Annotated in this window: 13 protein-coding genes; 10 read left to right on the top strand and 3 right to left on the bottom strand. The window is 69.8% G+C overall.

The features are described from left to right. Positions 1-15 precede the first annotated feature (15 nt). The 4 genes from F8O03_RS13155 to F8O03_RS13140 are packed head-to-tail and all read left to right on the top strand — an operon-like array spanning position 16 to position 3,684. Entirely contained in the window at positions 16-1,059 is a 1,044-nt protein-coding gene (locus F8O03_RS13155) for a sugar phosphate isomerase/epimerase family protein (protein WP_104252287.1), read from the top strand. Between the two features lie 19 nt (positions 1,060-1,078). Beyond that, on the top strand, positions 1,079-1,477 hold the full coding sequence (locus F8O03_RS13150; protein WP_151424247.1) for a C-glycoside deglycosidase beta subunit domain-containing protein: 399 nt from the start codon (positions 1,079-1,081) through the stop codon (positions 1,475-1,477). After that, on the top strand, positions 1,474-2,628 hold the full coding sequence (locus F8O03_RS13145; protein WP_151424246.1) for a Gfo/Idh/MocA family protein: 1,155 nt from the start codon (positions 1,474-1,476) through the stop codon (positions 2,626-2,628). The genes F8O03_RS13150 and F8O03_RS13145 overlap by 4 nt, the downstream gene beginning before the upstream one ends. 45 nt (positions 2,629-2,673) lie before the next feature. Further along, positions 2,674-3,684, top strand: a complete 1,011-nt coding sequence (locus F8O03_RS13140; protein ID WP_151424245.1) for a sugar phosphate isomerase/epimerase family protein — start codon at positions 2,674-2,676, stop codon at positions 3,682-3,684. A gap of 102 nt (positions 3,685-3,786) precedes the next feature. Here the strand turns inward: F8O03_RS13140 and F8O03_RS13135 are convergent, their stop codons facing one another. From F8O03_RS13135 to F8O03_RS13125, 3 genes are all read right to left on the bottom strand, one after another. Beyond that, the gene (locus F8O03_RS13135) at positions 3,787-4,803 is read right to left on the bottom strand and encodes an apurinic/apyrimidinic endonuclease family protein (protein ID WP_151424244.1); all 1,017 of its coding nucleotides are present in this window, start codon (positions 4,801-4,803) and stop codon (positions 3,787-3,789) included. After that, positions 4,800-5,201 (bottom strand): hypothetical protein, encoded by a 402-nt coding sequence (locus tag F8O03_RS13130; protein WP_151424243.1) that lies wholly within the window; start codon positions 5,199-5,201, stop codon positions 4,800-4,802. The genes F8O03_RS13135 and F8O03_RS13130 overlap by 4 nt, the downstream gene beginning before the upstream one ends. Positions 5,202-5,344: 143 nt before the next feature. Next, complete coding sequence (locus F8O03_RS13125) at positions 5,345-6,622, bottom strand: ROK family protein (protein ID WP_104252046.1); 1,278 nt, start codon at positions 6,620-6,622, stop codon at positions 5,345-5,347. A gap of 111 nt (positions 6,623-6,733) precedes the next feature. On the opposite strand from F8O03_RS13125, the gene F8O03_RS13120 reads away from it, so the two are divergent. From F8O03_RS13120 to nhaA, 6 genes are all read left to right on the top strand, one after another. Further along, positions 6,734-7,771, top strand: coding sequence for a Gfo/Idh/MocA family protein (locus tag F8O03_RS13120; RefSeq protein ID WP_151424242.1), 1,038 nt, complete (start codon positions 6,734-6,736; stop codon positions 7,769-7,771). Continuing rightward, on the top strand, positions 7,768-8,652 hold the full coding sequence (locus F8O03_RS13115; protein ID WP_151424241.1) for a hypothetical protein: 885 nt from the start codon (positions 7,768-7,770) through the stop codon (positions 8,650-8,652). Before F8O03_RS13120 ends, F8O03_RS13115 begins: the two co-directional genes overlap by 4 nt. A 161-nt stretch (positions 8,653-8,813) precedes the next feature. Next, entirely contained in the window at positions 8,814-10,319 is a 1,506-nt protein-coding gene (locus F8O03_RS13110) for an MFS transporter (protein ID WP_151424240.1), read from the top strand. Between the two features lie 46 nt (positions 10,320-10,365). Next, a complete protein-coding gene (locus F8O03_RS13105) occupies positions 10,366-11,946 on the top strand; it encodes a GMC oxidoreductase (protein ID WP_151424239.1) in 1,581 nt (526 codons plus the stop codon). A 383-nt stretch (positions 11,947-12,329) separates the two neighbouring features. After that, on the top strand, positions 12,330-15,356 hold the full coding sequence (locus tag F8O03_RS13100) for an aminotransferase (RefSeq protein WP_151424238.1): 3,027 nt from the start codon (positions 12,330-12,332) through the stop codon (positions 15,354-15,356). 144 nt (positions 15,357-15,500) lie between these two features. Beyond that, positions 15,501-16,826 (top strand): Na+/H+ antiporter NhaA, encoded by a 1,326-nt coding sequence (gene nhaA, locus F8O03_RS13095; RefSeq protein WP_151424237.1) that lies wholly within the window; start codon positions 15,501-15,503, stop codon positions 16,824-16,826. The last annotated feature ends 11 nt before the right edge of the window (positions 16,827-16,837 follow it).

Raw genomic sequence — 16,837 nt, 5'->3', positions numbered from 1 at the left:
CAGAAGGAGAACACCATGACAGACGGAATCGCAGGAACGGGCATCAAGCTCGGCATCACCCTCTACTCGCTGACCTCGGAGTTCGCGGCCGGCCTCTACACGCCGGAGACCCTCGTCGAGGCGGTGCACAAGGAAGGGCTCGGCACCGGCGTCGAGTTCAACATCGCGCAGCTGCTGCGCACCTACCCGGACACCGACAAGGAGTTCGTGAAGTTCTGGCGCGACACCCTCGAGCGCGATGGCCTCGAGCCCAGCGCCGTCGGCACGAACCTCGACATGGGGCGCCGCAAAGACCGCGACATGACGCCGGATGAGGAGTACGAGTTCTTCGCGCGCCAGCTCGCGACGGCCAACGACTTCGGCTTCCGCACCGTCGTCATCCGCTCGGCCGGTAAGGAGCTGCTCGCGCGCCTCCTGCCACTCGCCGAGAAGTACGACCAGCGCCTCGGCTACGAGATCCACGCCCCCTCCGGCCCGAACGCCCCGCAGATCCACGCGATCCGCGAGATGTACGAGGAGCTCGGCAGCGAGCGCCTCGGCTTCACGGCCGACTTCAGCTCGACGATGCACAGCCTCTCGCCGCGCCTGCTGCGCACGCTCAGCAGCATGGGCATGCCGGAGGAGTACTTCCCCGTCATGGACGAGATCTGGCGCCGCCCGCAGCCGATGCACGTGCGCAACCAGGCCTTCGAGGACTTCCTCACGGAGGAGAAGTTCGACTTCGCCCGCCTCGGCCCGTTCACGCGCCTGGCCTTCAACATGCACGGCCTCGTCGAGCCGGAGGAATGGCTCGACATCATGCCGCAGATGTTCCACGTGCACGCGAAGTTCTACGACATCGACGAGCACGGCGAGGAGCCGGCCATGGACACGGCGCGCATCGTGCGCCAGTTCGTCAAGGGCGGCTACCAGGGCTACCTCTCCAGCGAGTGGGAGGGCCACGCGTTCGCCGACCTCGGCGAGAGCGACCCGGTCGAGCAGGTGCGCCAGCAGCACGCGCTCATGCGCCGTGCCATCGAAGAGACCGCGGCCGAGGCGAACAGCCTCACGGTCGCCTGAGTCAAGGGACGAGAACAACATGGCAACACACAATTCACTCTTCGCCGAGAAGGATGTCACGCGTCGCGAAGACGGCATCAGCGTCTCCGTGCAGATCCCCTGGTACCGCAGCCTCTGGCTGTCGGCCGTCGACAACGTCGAGGTCAACGTCAACGGCGTCGCCATCCCGAAGGAGAAGCTGCGCTTCGAGCTGCAGGGCCGCTCGTACACGATCGACGAGCTGCCCGAGCAGTCCGAGACGCTCTGGTTCCTGTCCGACCGGCCCGACATCGTCATCCCGCTGGACGAGGTGCCCGCCGCCGGTGACAGGCTCACCGTCGAGGTCGTGCTCACGATGCGCCTCCTCTACATGCAGATCGCGCCGGGCCGGTACGTCACCAACCGCGTCCCCGTCGAGCGTGAGGTAGTGCTCGCATGACCCGGCCGTTGCGCGTGGCCATGATCGGCTACGGCTTCATGGGAGCCGCTCACTCGGTCGGCTGGCGGCAGGCGCCTCGCGTCTTCGGCCTGCCAGCCGAGGTGGAGATGGCGGTTGTGGTCGGGCGCAACGGCAAGGCCGTCGCAGAGGCCGCGACGCAGTGGGGCTGGCAGGAGTCGGCCACCGACTGGCGTGAGGTCATCGGGCGCGACGACATCGACATCGTCGACATCGTCACGCCAGGTGACTCGCACGCAGAGATCGCCATCGCGGCGCTCGAGGCGGGCAAGCACGTCATCGTCGAGAAGCCGCTCTCCAACACGGTCGCCGAGGGCGAGGCGATGGCGGATGCGGCTGCTCGCGCAGCTGAGCGCGGCGTGAAGTCGATGGTCGGGTTCACCTACCGTCGCGTGCCGGCCGTGACCCTCCTGCGCGACCTGATCGCCGAGGGCAAGATCGGCCGCATCCACCGGGTGCGCGCCTCGTACCAGCAGGACTGGCTCGTCGACCCGGCCGCGCCGCTCTCGTGGCGCCTGCAGAAGGAGCTCGCGGGCTCGGGTGCGCTCGGCGACATCGGGGCGCACGCCATCGACCTCACGCAGTTCGTCACGGGGCAGAGCGTCGACCGCGTCTCCGGCACGATCGACACGATCATCGCGGAACGGCCGCTCGCCGACGGCTCTGGCACCGGGTCGGTGACGGTCGACGACATCGCGCTCTTCACGGGCCGTCTCTCGGGCGGGGCGCTCGCCTCGTTCGACGCGAGCCGGTTCGCGACGGGCCGCAAGAACGCGCTCGCGATCGAGGTCTCCGGTGAGTTCGGCGCCCTCGCGTGGAACTTCGAGGACCTCAATTCGCTGCAGTACTACGACGGCACGGCGGACAGCCGGGCGCAGGGGTTCGCGCAGATCCTCGTGACCGAGCCAGTCCATCCCTACGTCTCGGCCTGGTGGCCGGCCGGCCACATGCTCGGCTACGAGCACGGCTTCACGCACCAGGTTGTCGACCTCGTGGGCGCCATCGCCGACGGCGCCCCGCTGCACTCGAGCTTCGAAGAGGGGCTCGGCGTGCAGCGGGTGCTCGACGCCGTCGAGCGCAGCTCGGCCGCCGAGAGCGCGTGGGTCGAGACCCGGTCTGCCGTCGCTGTCTGAGCAGCGCGGCTTCCGCATTCGAGAACGTCAGTTAAAAGGAGAAGCATGTCTCGTCCTGTCACGTTGTTCACCGGTCAGTGGGCTGATCTGCCGTTCGAGGAGGTTGCTCGGCTGGCGGGGGAGTGGGGGTACGACGGTTTGGAGATCGCCTGCTGGGGTGATCACCTGGATCCGTGGCGGTGGGATGACGCCGAGTACGTCGCTTCCAAGCTGGAGGTCCTGGAGCGCAATGGGTTGAAGGTGTGGACGATCTCGAACCATTTGAAGGGGCAGGTGGTGTGCGATGACCCGATCGATCAGCGGCATCGGGAGATCGTGTCCGACCGGGTGTGGGGTGACGGCGACCCGGAGGGTGTGCGGCAGCGGGCTGCGGAGGAGCTGAAGAACACGGCCAGGTTGGCAGCGGCGCTCGGTGTGAAGACGGTGACCGGGTTCACGGGGTCGAGCATCTGGAAGTACGTGGCGATGTTCCCTCCCGCCACGGAGGCGATGGTGGATGCGGGGTATCAGGACTTCGCGGACCGGTGGAACCCGATCCTGGACGTGTTCGAGGAGGTCGGGGTGCGGTTCGCGCATGAGGTGCATCCGTCGGAGATCGCGTACGACTACTGGACCACGAAGCGCGCGTTGGAGGCGATCGGGCATCGGGAGTCGTTCGGGTTGAACTGGGATCCGTCGCACATGGTGTGGCAGGACATCGACCCGGTGGGGTTCTTGTGGGACTTCCAGGACCGCATCTTCCATGTGCATTGCAAGGACACGAAGAAGCGCCTGTCGAATGGTCGGAATGGTCGCTTGTCGTCGCATCTGCCGTGGGCGGATCCGCGCCGGGGTTGGGACTTCATCTCGACCGGGCACGGGGATGTGCCGTGGGAGGACTGCTTCCGCATGCTGAACGCGATCGGTTACGAGGGTCCGTTGTCGGTGGAGTGGGAGGATGCGGGCATGGACCGCCTGATCGGCGCGCCGGAAGCGCTGGACTTCGTGCGCAAGCTCTCCACGTACCGCCCCTCGGAGGCGGCGTTCGACTCGGCCTTCTCGACCAAGCAGGACTAAGCAGGGCCAGCCCAGTCCGGCGACAAGAGTGCGGCAGCTGCATGCTCCCGAGGGTGGGAGCCTGCATCTGCCGCACTTTTCTGCGTGGGCGGGGCGGGTGAGTCAGGCCGGCGCGGGCGTGGATGCGCCGTCTGCGATGGCCTCGCGGGCGAGCGCCAGGTGGGCGCGGGTCGCCTGCTCCGGCGTGAGCGAGTCGATCCACTCGTGGCCGCCCCACTCGCTGCAGAGCGTGCCCGTGAAGCCGACGGCGGCGAGCTCACTCGAGATCTCTCGGATGGGGTTCGAGATGCGGCCGTGGCTGTCGTCGAGGTCCCAGAACTTGAGGTGCACGCCGCTCACGAGGGGCAGGATGTCGCGCAGCTCACGTGCATCCGACCGCCCGAACCGGATGACGAGGTTCATGAACATGGTGTGCACCTGCGGCGGCACGGTGCTGTCGCGGAGCGCGTCCTGGACGGCGGCGAGTGTCGCCGGGTTCCGCCAGTCGCGCTCGAGCGCATCGACGAGTGCCGGGTCGACCCCACCGGCCCGCAGCTTCGCGAGGTAGCTCGGCGGCAGCGACGGCATGAGCATGCTGATGTCGACGAGCAGGCGGATGCGGGGGTCGTCGATCGCGGCGACCGTTTCTACGGCGGCGGCGTGCTGTGGCTTGTCGGGAGACTGCTGGCCCTGGAGCTCCTCGTAGAGCGTGAGGCCGTGCTCGTGCAGGTCGGGGAGGAGCCGTTCGAGCAGTGCGGGGCCGGCCTGGCCGATCGGCAGGCGGATGCCCTCGGCGCCCAGTCGTTGGGCACCGCGCAGCTGGGGGAGGAGGAACTCGTGACGCTCGTCCTCGGAGCGACGTGCTGTCGCCGTCAGCCAGTCGTCGAGGCTCGCCCCGACGATGCTCACGGAGGTTCCCGTGGCGTCGAGGGTCTCGCGGATGCTCGCGGTCTCCGCGTCGTCGAGATGGGGGAACGTGCGCCAGGTCTGCGCGGCTTCCAGCTCGATGACGCTCGCTACGCCTGATGCGCCGATCGACGCCGCGATCTCGGGGGAGGTGCGGTCGGCGACCATGAGCTCGGGCGACCAGTTGAACGCGGACGCGGCGAGGGTCCACTCCTCGGGCAGCTGCGCGCTCACACCGGGCTCCCGACGGCGTCGAGTGCCACGTCACGGGATGCGCGCGGGGCGGCGAGCGGTGCGTCCAACTCGAGCCTGCGGGCGGCCGCGAACGGGAGGATGAGCGGCTGGCCTGGGCCTGCGCCCATGTTGGGGATGAGCAGCTTGAAGGCGACGAGCACCTCATGTGTGCCCGGGTCGAGGGTCACGTCGGAGCGCACGACGATCCTGTCCTGCACGAACCACCACGTCGGGCTGGGTGCGAGCTCGGGCAGCGGCACGGTGTCTCCATCGATCGTCACGCGGAGGTCGTGGAGGCTCGCGAGCGGCAGGGAGCGGATCCAGGGGAGTGAGACACGCAGGGAGAAGCCTGCGCCGTCGCTGCGCAGTGCGTCGTCGAGGAGGATCGCGAGGCTCACGAGCGCGCTCCCCGGGGTGCGCGGACGCGCGTGGCGTTGGTGGGCATGACACTCCTTTGTGACGGCCATCTTCGGCTTTAGAAGTGAACCTACCTGCTTATGTCGAAAATCGGAAGAAGTGGATGCCGGTGGCGCTACGGGGATCAGCGACCGAGCGCGAGCCCTGCGATCGTGGGGCGTCCATCCGCGAACCAGCGGGTGAACGTCTCCTCGAAGAGCTGCTCGCGCACCATCGCCGCCCCGCCACGCAGGGGTTCTCGCACGTCGTTGGCGGAGACGACGATGTTGAGGTCGCGCGTGGCGAGGGGGAGTGAGTGCTCGTAGACGCGCTGCCTGACCTCGGCGAGGAAGATCTCGCCGGCGGAGGCGAGCGCGCCGCCGACCACGATGACCTTCGGGTTGAACATGTTGACCAGGGCTGAGATCGATTCGCCGATGATCTTCGCCGAGCGCTGCGCGAGCTGGATGGCGAGGGCGTCGCCGTCCTCCGCGCACATCGCGATCAGCTCGGGGTTGAGTTCCTCCCCCGCACGGGCGCGCCGTGCGAGGAGTCCGTCGTCCCCTGCATCGATCGCGAGCTGGGCGTCGCGGACAAGCGCCCAGCCGCCAGCCTCCGCTTCGAGGCAGCCGATCTTGCCGCACCGGCACTGCGAGGTCGAGCCGAACACCTTCACGTGGCCGATGTCCCCCGCCGCGCCGTTCGCGCCGCGGTGGATGCGCCCCCGTGAGACGAGGCCTGCGCCGATGCCCGAGCCGACCTTGACGTAGATGAGGTCGACCGACGGCACCTGACGATTCGTGCGCTCGTTGAGTGCGAGGAGGTTCGCGTCGTTGTCGACCCAGACGGGCGCGTCGAAGCGCTGCTCGAAACGGCGGCGGATGTCGAAGCCGTTCCAGCCCGGCATGATCGGCGGGGCGACGGGGCGGCCGGAGTCGAAGTCGACGGGACCTGGAACGCCGACGGCGATTCCCCAGACGGGAAGCTCGCTGCCCCGGCTCTTCGCGTCCGCGGCGAGGAGCTCCTCGACGAGCTCGAGGGCGGCGTCCAGTGTCGCGGCCGGTCCGCTCGAGATCTCCCAGTCGAGGTGGGCCTGGGCGATCACGTCGCCTTCGAGCTGCGCCAGGCCGACGTGGATGTGCAGCGCGCCCAGGGCGCAGACCACGATGAGGCCGCTCTCGCCACGGAAGCGCAACGTGCGTGGGGCGCGGCCGCCAGACGAGGGGCCGACGTCGCCCTCTTCGAGGAAGCCCATGCTGATCGCCTGCTCGACTCGCTGGGTGACGACCCCTCGGCCGAGGCCCGTGACCGTGCCGATCTGCGGGCGGGTCTGGGCCTCGCCCATTCGCACGAGGTTGACGACGCGGAGGAGGCTCGTGACTTCGTCGGTTTGAGCACCGAAGCGCAGCGTTGACTCTCTCATGGCCGAACTGTACCCAATATGTCGACCTTGCGTCGCAGGGAATGCCCAGATACGTTCGTCCACAACGATCTTTCGCACGAAACATACAAAAGCGGACAAGGAAGTCATCGCATGTGGTCAGTCGGCGTCATCGGGGCCGGGCCGGGCGTCTCTGCGCTCCACCTCCCGACCCTGGCTCGCTTGCCTGAGCTGTTCCAGGTTGTGCACATCGCCGATTCGGGGAGTGGCCGTGCGGCCGCGCTCGCGCATTCCGTCGGTGCCCGCAGCAGCTCCAGTGCCGACGAGGTGTTCCAGGATGCGCGTGTGCAGGTGGCGCTCATCTGCTCGCCGCCCACCGAGCACGCGGCGCACGTGCTGGCCGCCATCGAGGGCGGGGTCACCGGCATCCTGTGCGAGAAGCCCCTCGCCACGACCGTCGCCGAGGCGGAAGCGCTGCTTGCCGCCTGTCGCGAGCGGGGAGTCGCGCTGCTCATCGGCACGAATCATCTCCATGACCCCGGGTGGGTGCAGGCTCGGCGGGCGATCGGGGAGTTGCGCGCGCCAGTCGACAGCGTGCAGGTCACGCTGTCGTTGCCCCCGAACGACCGCTACCACCGGCTGGTCACCGAGGTTCCTGCAGGCGAGGCTTCTTCCGTGCGGCATCCACCGCCCGGGCTCCCCGCCCACGTGCAGGCGGGCATCGTGCGGCAGCTCGTGTCTGGCCTCGCGATCCATGACCTGCCCGCTGTCCGCGACCTGCTTCCCGGGTTCGATGGCATCGACTACGCGCGCTTCGTCGCCCCGCTCGGGTTCGTTCTCGGCTACCGCTCGGGTGGCGCCAGCGTGCAGATCGCGGCCGTCATGCGGGAGGGCGGGGCGGATGCGCGGTGGCGGCTGACGGCGTCGGCGGGGGAGGCACGCGTCGATGTCGACTTCCCGCCGGCGTTCGTGCACGCCGGGGCCGCACGCGTGATGGTGCGTCATGCTGACGGGTCGGTCGGCTCACCACCGAGGTCGCCGCGTGACGGCTATGAGGCAGAGTGGCTCGCCCTCGCAGAGCTGCTCTCCGGCGGTGCTCCGCTCGAGTATGAAGAGCAGCTGGAGGACACCCGCTACGCCATCGAGCTCGCGGCGGCCGCCGCGGAGTTCATCGAAGCGAGCGCATCGTGAGCATTCGCACGCCGATCTTCGTGCCGCCGCGTGAGCGCGACGCGACCGGCGCCGACACTCTCGGCGCCTACCGTGCGGCGATCGGCTCGCTGCCGTCGAGCGCGGAGGTCGCGCGGCGGCCAGCCGGAGCGGTGGTCGTCGTGGACGGCCGCGCCGCGGGCGGCTGGCTCCCCGAGGTCGGGGACGCTCTGGCCAGTGGGGCGCTCGGGGTCGTCGTGGATGAGGCCATGCCGCCCGCTGCGGATGCGCTCGCAGGTGCGCGTGCAGCTGCGGGCGTGGGGCTGGATGTGGGGGCTGGCGTCGGGGCGACGGCGGGCCATCCGCCCGTGCTGGTCGCGCGTCGGTTCCTCCCCGGAGTGCTCGTCGACGCGGTGTTGGCGCTCGTAGGCGCGCAGGCGGATGTGGCTCGCTTGGTGACCGTCGAGGTCCGGGGCGCTGCGTCGAGCGGCGTCCTGCGGGACGCGCTCGGTTGGGCTCGTGCGCTCACTGGGTCGTCGCTGGTCCTCGCGAATGTGCGGGGGGACGCGCGGGGTGCGACGGCGCTGGCTGAGTCGGAGTCCGGGATCCCGGTCACGGTCTCCTGGCGGCGTGGAACCGGTGCTGCGTGGCTGCGCGTCGCTGCACTCGGTGCGACGGAGGTCGAGGTGGTCGTCGACCCTGAGGTGGGGGTCGTGAGGGGTGCGGTGCGGTCCGTGCGCGGCGAGCAGGTGGTCGGTCCTGGCTACGAAGAGCCGGCGCGTGTCGAGTTGCGTCGCGCGATCGCAACGGTGCGCGCCTCGGGTCAGCTTCGCAGCGAGTGCGCCGACCTGCGCCACGTGCTCTCCGACCTCGAGCTGGCGCGCCAGCTCGGGGATGCGGGGCCGTCGAACGTTTGTCCCTAGCGCCGAGATGCGACAGTTGCGCGCCTTCTTTAGTTGTTTTTCAACATAAGTCTCGCTAAGCTGGCCACGACGCAGGGGTTCCACGAACCCGTCACCGGCCGCGACGCAGCGGCCGAGGGCACACCATGTCGCGTAGATCGTCCGATCGTTCGGGCCCTTTTATGCCACTCTCACCGTTGAGACTCCGTCTCCTTGTCGCATCCCTCCTCACCGTCTCCTTCCTCGGCGCCCTCGACCACACCGTCGTGTCGACCTCGCTCGCGACCATCGCGGGCGACCTCGGCGCCCTCGAGCAGATGGGCTGGGTCGTCGTCAGCTACACGCTCGCGAGCACCGTCCTCCTGCCCGTGCTCGGCAAGCTCGGCGACATCGTCGGGCCACGCGCCGTGTTCCTGTCGTCGCTCGTCCTGTTCCTCATCGCCTCCCTCGCGTGCGGGTTCGCCCCGAACATGGGCCTGCTCATCGTCGCTCGCGTCTTCCAGGGCATGAGCTCGGCCGGGCTGCAGCTCATGTCGCAGACGATCATCGCGCAGGTCACGAGCCCGCGCGCCCGCCCCAAGTACATGGCCATCATCGGGGCGGCGTTCCCCGTCGCGATCCTCATCGGACCCCTGCTCGGCGGCATCATCGCCGACAACTGGGGCTGGCAGTGGGTGTTCTGGGTGAACCTCCCCGTCGGTGTGGCCGCCCTAGTCTTCGCGCTCGTCGCGATCCCGAGCATCCCCCGCGCGTCGGCTCCCGGGTTCGATGTGCTCGGCTCGGTCACCTTCACCGCGGCACTCGTCGCTCTCGTGCTCGGCGTGAGCTGGGTCGCCGACCCCGAGCTGCTCACCTCCGCCCTCTCAGCCTTCGGCATCGCCCTCGCAGCGTTCGCGCTGTTCTTCTGGGCCGAGGTGCGCGCCGCCAACCCGGTGGTGCCGCTCCACATCTTCAAGAACCGCACCGTCGCGGCGGGCACGGCGCTCTCTGCGATCATCGGCGTCGGCCTCTTCTCCATCACCGCCTACCTTCCCACCTATGTGCAGATGGCGTACAGCACCACCGCGACCGTCTCGGGACTCGTGCCCATCGCCACCGTCATGGGGATGCTCGTGAGCAACCTCCTCACGGGCTTCCTCGCCAGCCGCTCAGGCCGTTACCGCGTCTACCCGATCGTCGGCACGGCACTCGGCGCCGTCGGGCTCCTCATCATGTCGATGCTCCCCGTCGGGCTCCCGCTCTGGGCGCCGATGGTCGTCATGTTCGCCGTCGGGCTCGGCACCGGCTCGTTCATGAGCCTCATCGTCGCGGTCGTGCAGAGCGCCGCCCCCAAAAACGCCACGGGCGCCGTCACGGCGAGCGTCAACATCGTCCGCCAAGTCGGGTCGACCGTCACGACCGCCATCATCGGCGGGGTCATCGGGGCCGGCGTCGCCGCCATGCTGCCCATCGGCTTCGACGCCGCAAGCCTCACACCGCAGCTCGTGCACGGCAGCGACGCGGCCTTCCAGGCCACCGTCGCACAGATCTACCGCGACGTCTTCGCGCCCATCTTCATCGGCCTCTCCGCCGCGTACGCCGTCGGCTTCGTCGCCGCGCTGCTGCTCCCGCCAGGGCGCCTCTCCAACGAGACGGGGAGCATCCCCGTCGTCGTCGAACCCCAGAACGAGCCGGCGCCGCGCGCCTGAGCACGGCAGCCGCATCCACTCACCCTCACTTCCAAGGAGGAAGCACATGACCAAGAACCCAGTCGTCGCGATCGTCGGCAGCGGACCCATCGGGGCCGCCTACGCGCGGATCCTCCTCGAGACGAACCCCGACGTGCGCGTCACGATGTTCGAGGCGGGCCCACAGCTCACCGACATCCCAGGTGAGAGCGTGCGCAACATCGCCGACCCCGCCGAGAAGGAACTGGCCCGTGAGCGGTCGCAGGGGCCACAGGCCGGCGACTTCCGCGAGTCGCTCGGCATACCCAAGGCGGCCGTCGTCGAGGGCATATTCACGGCCCGACAGGGCACGCACCTCCTCGACTTCGGCGGCGAGGGCTCCGCGCACACCGAGACGTTCCCCGCCGCGGCCGCCTCCACCAACGTCGGCGGCATGGGCGCGCACTGGACCTGCGCGACCCCCGCCCCCGAGTTCAGCGAGCGCGTCGACTTCATCGAGAACGCCGAATGGGATGACCTGCTCGCGAACGCCGAGCGACTGCTGCACGTGCAGTCGGCTGCCTTCGCCGACTCCGGCGTGGGTGCTGCGATCCGCTCGCTCCTGTCCGAGGAGTTCTCCGCAGAACTGCCTGAGGGCTTCGGGCCGAGCACGCTCCCCGTCGCGGGCGACGCGCAGCCAGACGGCACCGTCCGCTGGGCGGGCGCCGACGTCGTCTTCGGCCCGCTCGTCGAAGCAGGCAACCCCCTCGCGGAGCGCTTCGAGCTGCGCGACCTCACCCTCGTGCGTCGCGTCGAACGCGACGGTCCGGGCGCCGACGCTCGGGTCACCGGCCTGACCGTCGAGGACCTCCGCACGGGAGAGACGAGCTTCCTCGCCGCCGACGCCGTGGTCGTCGCCGCCGACGCCTTCCGCTCCCCGCAGCTCCTCTGGGCCTCCGGCATCCGCCCGGCCGCGCTCGGCCGCTACCTCACCGAGCACCCCGTCGTCATCTCGACGGTCGCGCTCGACCCCGAGGGCATGGCGCGATTCGCCACCGACGCCGACCTCGAAGAGGAACTCGCCCGCCGCGCCCTCAACCCGGCCGACCCCGTCGGCGCCGTCAACCGCATCCCCTTCTCCGAACCCGACCACCCCTTCTCCCTGCAGGTCATGTACGCCGAGAACCCGCCGTTCCCGCTCGACCCCGCGCATCCGCACGCCGGCAACCGCTGGGGATACGTGAACATGGGGTACGGGATGCGCAAGCACCCGCGCGTCGAAGACGGCATCACGTTCCACGACGACGAACTCGACTACCGCGGCTTCCCCAACATGACCGTCGACTACGCGCTCACCGACGTGGAGAAGACGGAGATCGCCGCCGGCGAAGCGCACCTGCGCCGCGCCGGCGAGGCGCTCGGCACCTTCATCGCCGAACCGCGCCTCCTGCCGAACGGGTCGAGCCTCCACTACCAGGGCACGATGCGCGCCGGCGCGAACGACGACGGCACCACCGTCGCCGACCCCTACTCGCGGGTCTGGGGCATCGACAACCTCTACGTCGGCGGCAACGGACTCATCCCCACCGCCACCACGATGAACCCCACGCTCATGAGCGTCGCCATCGCGGTGCGCGGCGCCCGCAAGCTCGCGGAGGAGCTCGCGTAGGGCACGCCCGCTCCCGGGCGTCGTCCAGCGTCGTCGGGGTGCCCTCGTCGAGCATGCTTCGTCGTCGGGGTCTCGGGATGGGTTCCGCACTTCGGGATGGGGTGCTCCCCATCCCGAAGTGCGGAACCCATCCCCAGCCGCGCGCGCTGGGCGTGGTTCGAGCATCGGCGTCCCCCCGCGCTGATGGCTGCAACGGCAGGACCAGCCTTCTCGGGCTGGAAGATTCGCTTCGTGCGGGGAAAGTTCCCACAACGAAGTGAGGTTGCCAACTCGAAACTCCTGGCGCTGGCGGGTGCTCACCGACACCCGCAGTGTCGGCGGCCGCCGCTAGCATTGCCTCGGTTCGACCGCGCACCGGTCGGCGACTCGAAGGGGGAGCAGTCATGGCCGCATTCGCAGAGGGCGTTCCGTCGTTCGCAGACGGCCTGCCGCGCCCGAACGTCACGATCGACGAGGTTCGACGACTCGCGGCTGAGCTCTACGGCGTCTCCGGTGAGGTGCGCGAGCTCGGCAGCCAGCAGGACCGCAACTTCCTGTTCACCGAGTCTGCTTCCGCCACGGAGGCGCACGGCCGCCGCGTCCTCTTCAAGATCAGCAACCGCACCGTGCGCCGCGACGAGATCGAGGCGCAGAACGAGGCCATGCGGCGGATGCACGCGGCGGGACACCCGTCGCCCGCACCGCTGCCCAGTGTCAACCGCCGCGACATCGAGACGGCTGACGTGGACGGGGCAGCGCACAGCATCCGCCTGCTGACGTTCGTCGAGGGCACGCCGCTCATCGACTTCGAGCACTTCTCCGCCGACACGATCGCGTCGATGGGCGCACTCGTCGGGACGGTTGCCGCGACGCTCGCAGGCTTCGAGCATCCCGGTCTCGACCGCGAGCTCCAATGGGACCTGCGGCTCGGCGAGCAGCTCGTCGAGGAGCTCATCGACCACGTCGCCGACCCCGAGCGGCGAGCGTTCATGCTCGGCGCGCTCGAGGACATCACCGCATCGCTGGCGCCGCTCAAGGGCGAGCTGCCGCTGCAGGCCATCCACGGCGACCTCACCGACGACAACCTCGTCGCGACGGCCGGCGCCCTCGGGCGCCCCGAGCTCTCGGGCATCATCGACTTCGGCGATGTGGGAACGGGGTGGCGCGTCGCCGAGCTCGCCGTCGCCTGCACCGCCGTGTTCCACCACGACCCGGCCAGGCCGCTCGCCGTCCTGCCGCTCATCCGCGCCTTCGACGAGGTGGTGCCGCTCACCGACGCCGAGATCGACGCACTATGGCCGCTCATCGTGCTCAGAGGCGCGACCCTGGTGGTGAGCGGGCTGCAGCAGGTCGCCATCGACGAGGGCAACGACTACGCAGAAGCGGCGCTCGAGCGGGAATGGACCATCTTCGCCGTCCCGGCCGCCCTCGACTCGCGCGTCGCGACGGCCGCGATCCGTCGCGCGCTCGGACGTCCGGTCGCCCCAGGGCCGGCCACGACATCCCGCGATGCGACGCTGCTCGACGCCGAGCTCGCGCGCCGCACCCGAATCATCACGCTCGACCACACGAGCACGGCACTGCGCGACGGCTCCTGGCTCGGTGACGAGGGGGCGGAGGCTGAGGCGCAGCTGCTGCTGCTCGCCGCTCGCACAGGCGGGGTCGCCGCGACTCGCTTCGGGGAGCCGCGACTCACCCGCTCGGTCGGCGTCGCTCACGACGCGCCCGTCAACGTCGCCACCGGCATCGAGCTCTACAGCACGGCCGGGCTCGCGCTCACGGCGCCCTTCGCGGGACTCGTGTCATCGGCTGAGGGGCACGTCACGCTGACGGACGGCGCCCGCACCCTGGTCATCGCCGGAGCCCGCGGGCTCATCGAGGGCCGCTCGCTCGAAGGAGAGAGCGCAGCTGTCCCCACTCGAGTCGACGAGGGTGACCCCTTCGCCGAGATCGACGGCTGGGCGCACGCCTCCCTGCAGCTCGGCGAGGTGTCGGCGCCGGATGCCGCCGCCGTACCGGTGCCGCGCTTCGTGACGGCAGAGGAGTTCCCGGCCTGGCTCGCCGTCCTCGGCGACCCGAGCGAGCTCATCGGGCTGGCCCCGAGCGAGGCCCGAGCGGAGGGAGCCGGAGCCGACGAGACCCTCCGCGCGCGACTCGACACCTACGCGCCCCTGCAGGGCCACTACTACGCGCATCCGCCGCAGTTCGAGCGCGGCTGGCGCGAGATGCTCATCGACACCGAGGGCCGCCACTACCTCGACATGGTCAACAACGTCACCGCCCTCGGCCACGGGCATCCCGTGCTCGCAGATGCGGTCGCGCAGCAATGGCGCATGCTCAACACCAACTCGCGGTTCAACTACGCGTCGGTCGCCGAACTCAGCGCCCGGCTCCTCGAGACCCTGCCAGACGGCTTCGACACCGTGCTGCTCGTCAACAGCGGCACCGAGGCAGTCGACCTCGCACTCCGGCTCACGAAGGCGTTCACGGGGCGCGACGACGTCGCCTGCGTCGAGGAGTCGTACCACGGCTGGTCGTACGCGGCCGATGCCGTCTCCACATCCACGTCCGACAACCCGCTCGCCGCCGAGCTGCGCGCCCCATGGGTGCACGCCTTCGACGCGCCCAACGCCTACCGGGGCACGCATCGAGGTGAGGACGCGGGCCAGCGGTACGCGGCGGATGCCGTCGCTGAGCTCGAGCGCCTCGCCGCCGCCGGAACGCCGGTCGGCACGTTCATCGCCGAGCCGCGGAACGGCAACGCGGGTGCCATCGAGGTGCCCACCGCCTACCTGTCGGCGGTCTACGAGGCGGTGCGGGCCGGCGGGGGAGTCGTCATCTCCGATGAGGTCCAGGTCGGGTACGGGCGGCAGGGCGATGTGTTCTGGGGGTTCGAACAGCACGCCGGCCCGGGTGGTGAGCCCATCGTGCCCGACGTCGTCACCGTCGCGAAGGCCATGGGCAACGGGCATCCGCTCGGCGCCGTCATCACGCGCTCCGAGATCGCGCAGGCCCTCGCCGACCAGGGCACCTTCTTCTCCTCCGCCGGTGGCTCCACGCTCAGCGCGAGGCTCGGCGTGACCGTGCTCGACATCATGCGCGACGACCGGCTGCAGGAGAACGCCCGCGAGGTCGGCGGCTACCTGCGCGAGCAGCTGCTGGGCCTCGCCGAACGGCAACCGCTGATCGGCGCCATCCACGGACGCGGGCTGTACCAGGGCATCGAGCTGGTGCGCGATCGTGAGACGCTCGAGCCGGCCGCGGCCGAGACACTCGCCCTCTGCGACCGGATGCTCGCCATCGGCATCGTCGTGCAGCCCACCGGCGACCGCGGCAACGTCCTGAAGGTGAAGCCGCCGCTGTGCTTCACGAAGGAGAGCGCCGACACGTTCGTCGCCGCCCTCGACGAGGTCCTCACCCGCGGCCTCTGACCGCGCCCACGCCGCCCGCCCCGCCCGCCCCGCGCGGGCTGCCACGGATGCCAGCTGAGCGGTAGACTCGTCTCCCGGTGTGCCGGGAAGTCTGGTCGGCGGCCGTGCCGGTTTCCGCGGCCGGTCTCAGACGTCAGGAGAACCATGACAGCACCCGCCACTCGACCGACAGGCTTCGCGCGACTGAACGCGTGGATCATGCGCGAGACCACCGGAGGGGCCCTCCTCCTGTTCGCGGCCGCCATCGCCCTCATCTGGGCGAACTCGCCGTGGCGCGGAGGCTACGAGGCGCTCAGCGCGATCACGATCGGGCCAGCCGCCATCCACCTCGACCTGTCGCTCGCGACCTGGGCGGCCGACGGCCTGCTCGCGGTCTTCTTCTTCACCGTCGGCGTGGAGCTGAAGCACGAGTTCGTCTCGGGCAGCCTCCGCAAGCCGAAGGAGGCGGCGGTGCCCGTCCTCGGCGCCGTCGCGGGAATGGCGATGCCGGCCATCCTCTACGTGATCGCGGTCACCGTCCTCGGCGACACCTCCGCGCTCCACGGCTGGGCGATCCCGACAGCGACGGACATCGCCTTCGCCCTCGGAGTCCTCGCCATCTTCGGACGAGGCCTCCCGCGCGGAGTCCGCACCTTCCTGCTGACGCTCGCGGTCGTCGACGACCTCCTTGCGATCGTCATCATCGCCATCTTCTACACGGCGGGCATCAACCTGCTCGCGCTGCTCGGATCGCTCGTCGCGGTCGGCGTCTTCCTGCTCGTCGTCCGCTCCAAGCGACCCTCCTGGTGGCTGCTGCTGCCGATCGCGATCATCGCCTGGGTGCTCATGCACGAGGCGGGCGTGCACGCGACCATCGCGGGTGTGCTGCTCGGGTTCTGCGTGCCATCCAAGAAGGTCCACGGTGAAACCGATTCGCGCACGCATCGGTTCGGCGACAAGATCGGTCCGTTCTCGTCGGGCTTCGCGCTGCCCGTCTTCGCGTTCTTCGCCGCCGGTGTGAACATCGTGGATGGCGATGGGCTCGGAGCGGTGGTCGCGCAGCCCGTGTTCATCGCGATCGCAGCGGCACTCGTGCTCGGAAAGCTCATCGGCGTGCTCGGCATGACGGCGCTCGTCGTGAAGCTGACACCGCTGAGGCTCCCCGACGCGATCGGCGTCAGAGACCTGCTTCCGGTCGGCTTCCTCACCGGCATCGGCTTCACCGTCTCGCTGCTCATCGCCGAGCTCTCGTTCCCCGACTCGGAGCACACGGCGGCTGCCAAGCTCGCCGTGCTCGGTGGCAGCCTCCTCGCAGCCGTGCTCGCCGCCATCACCCTGCGTCACGACGCGAAGCGCGCTCGCAGCGACGACATGAACGAGGACGGCATCCCCGACATCGACAGGACGCCGATCGGAAGCGACGCCGACGAGTCCGAGATCGACGCCCACGTCGACGGGCGCGATTCGCAGCCGCACACCAAGGAGAGCTGACTCCAGCGCCA

The sequence above is a fragment of the Pseudoclavibacter terrae genome (assembly GCF_008831075.1).
GTDB classification, from domain to species: domain Bacteria; phylum Actinomycetota; class Actinomycetes; order Actinomycetales; family Microbacteriaceae; genus Pseudoclavibacter; species Pseudoclavibacter terrae.
This window is presented reverse-complemented; position numbering and strand designations above follow the sequence as displayed.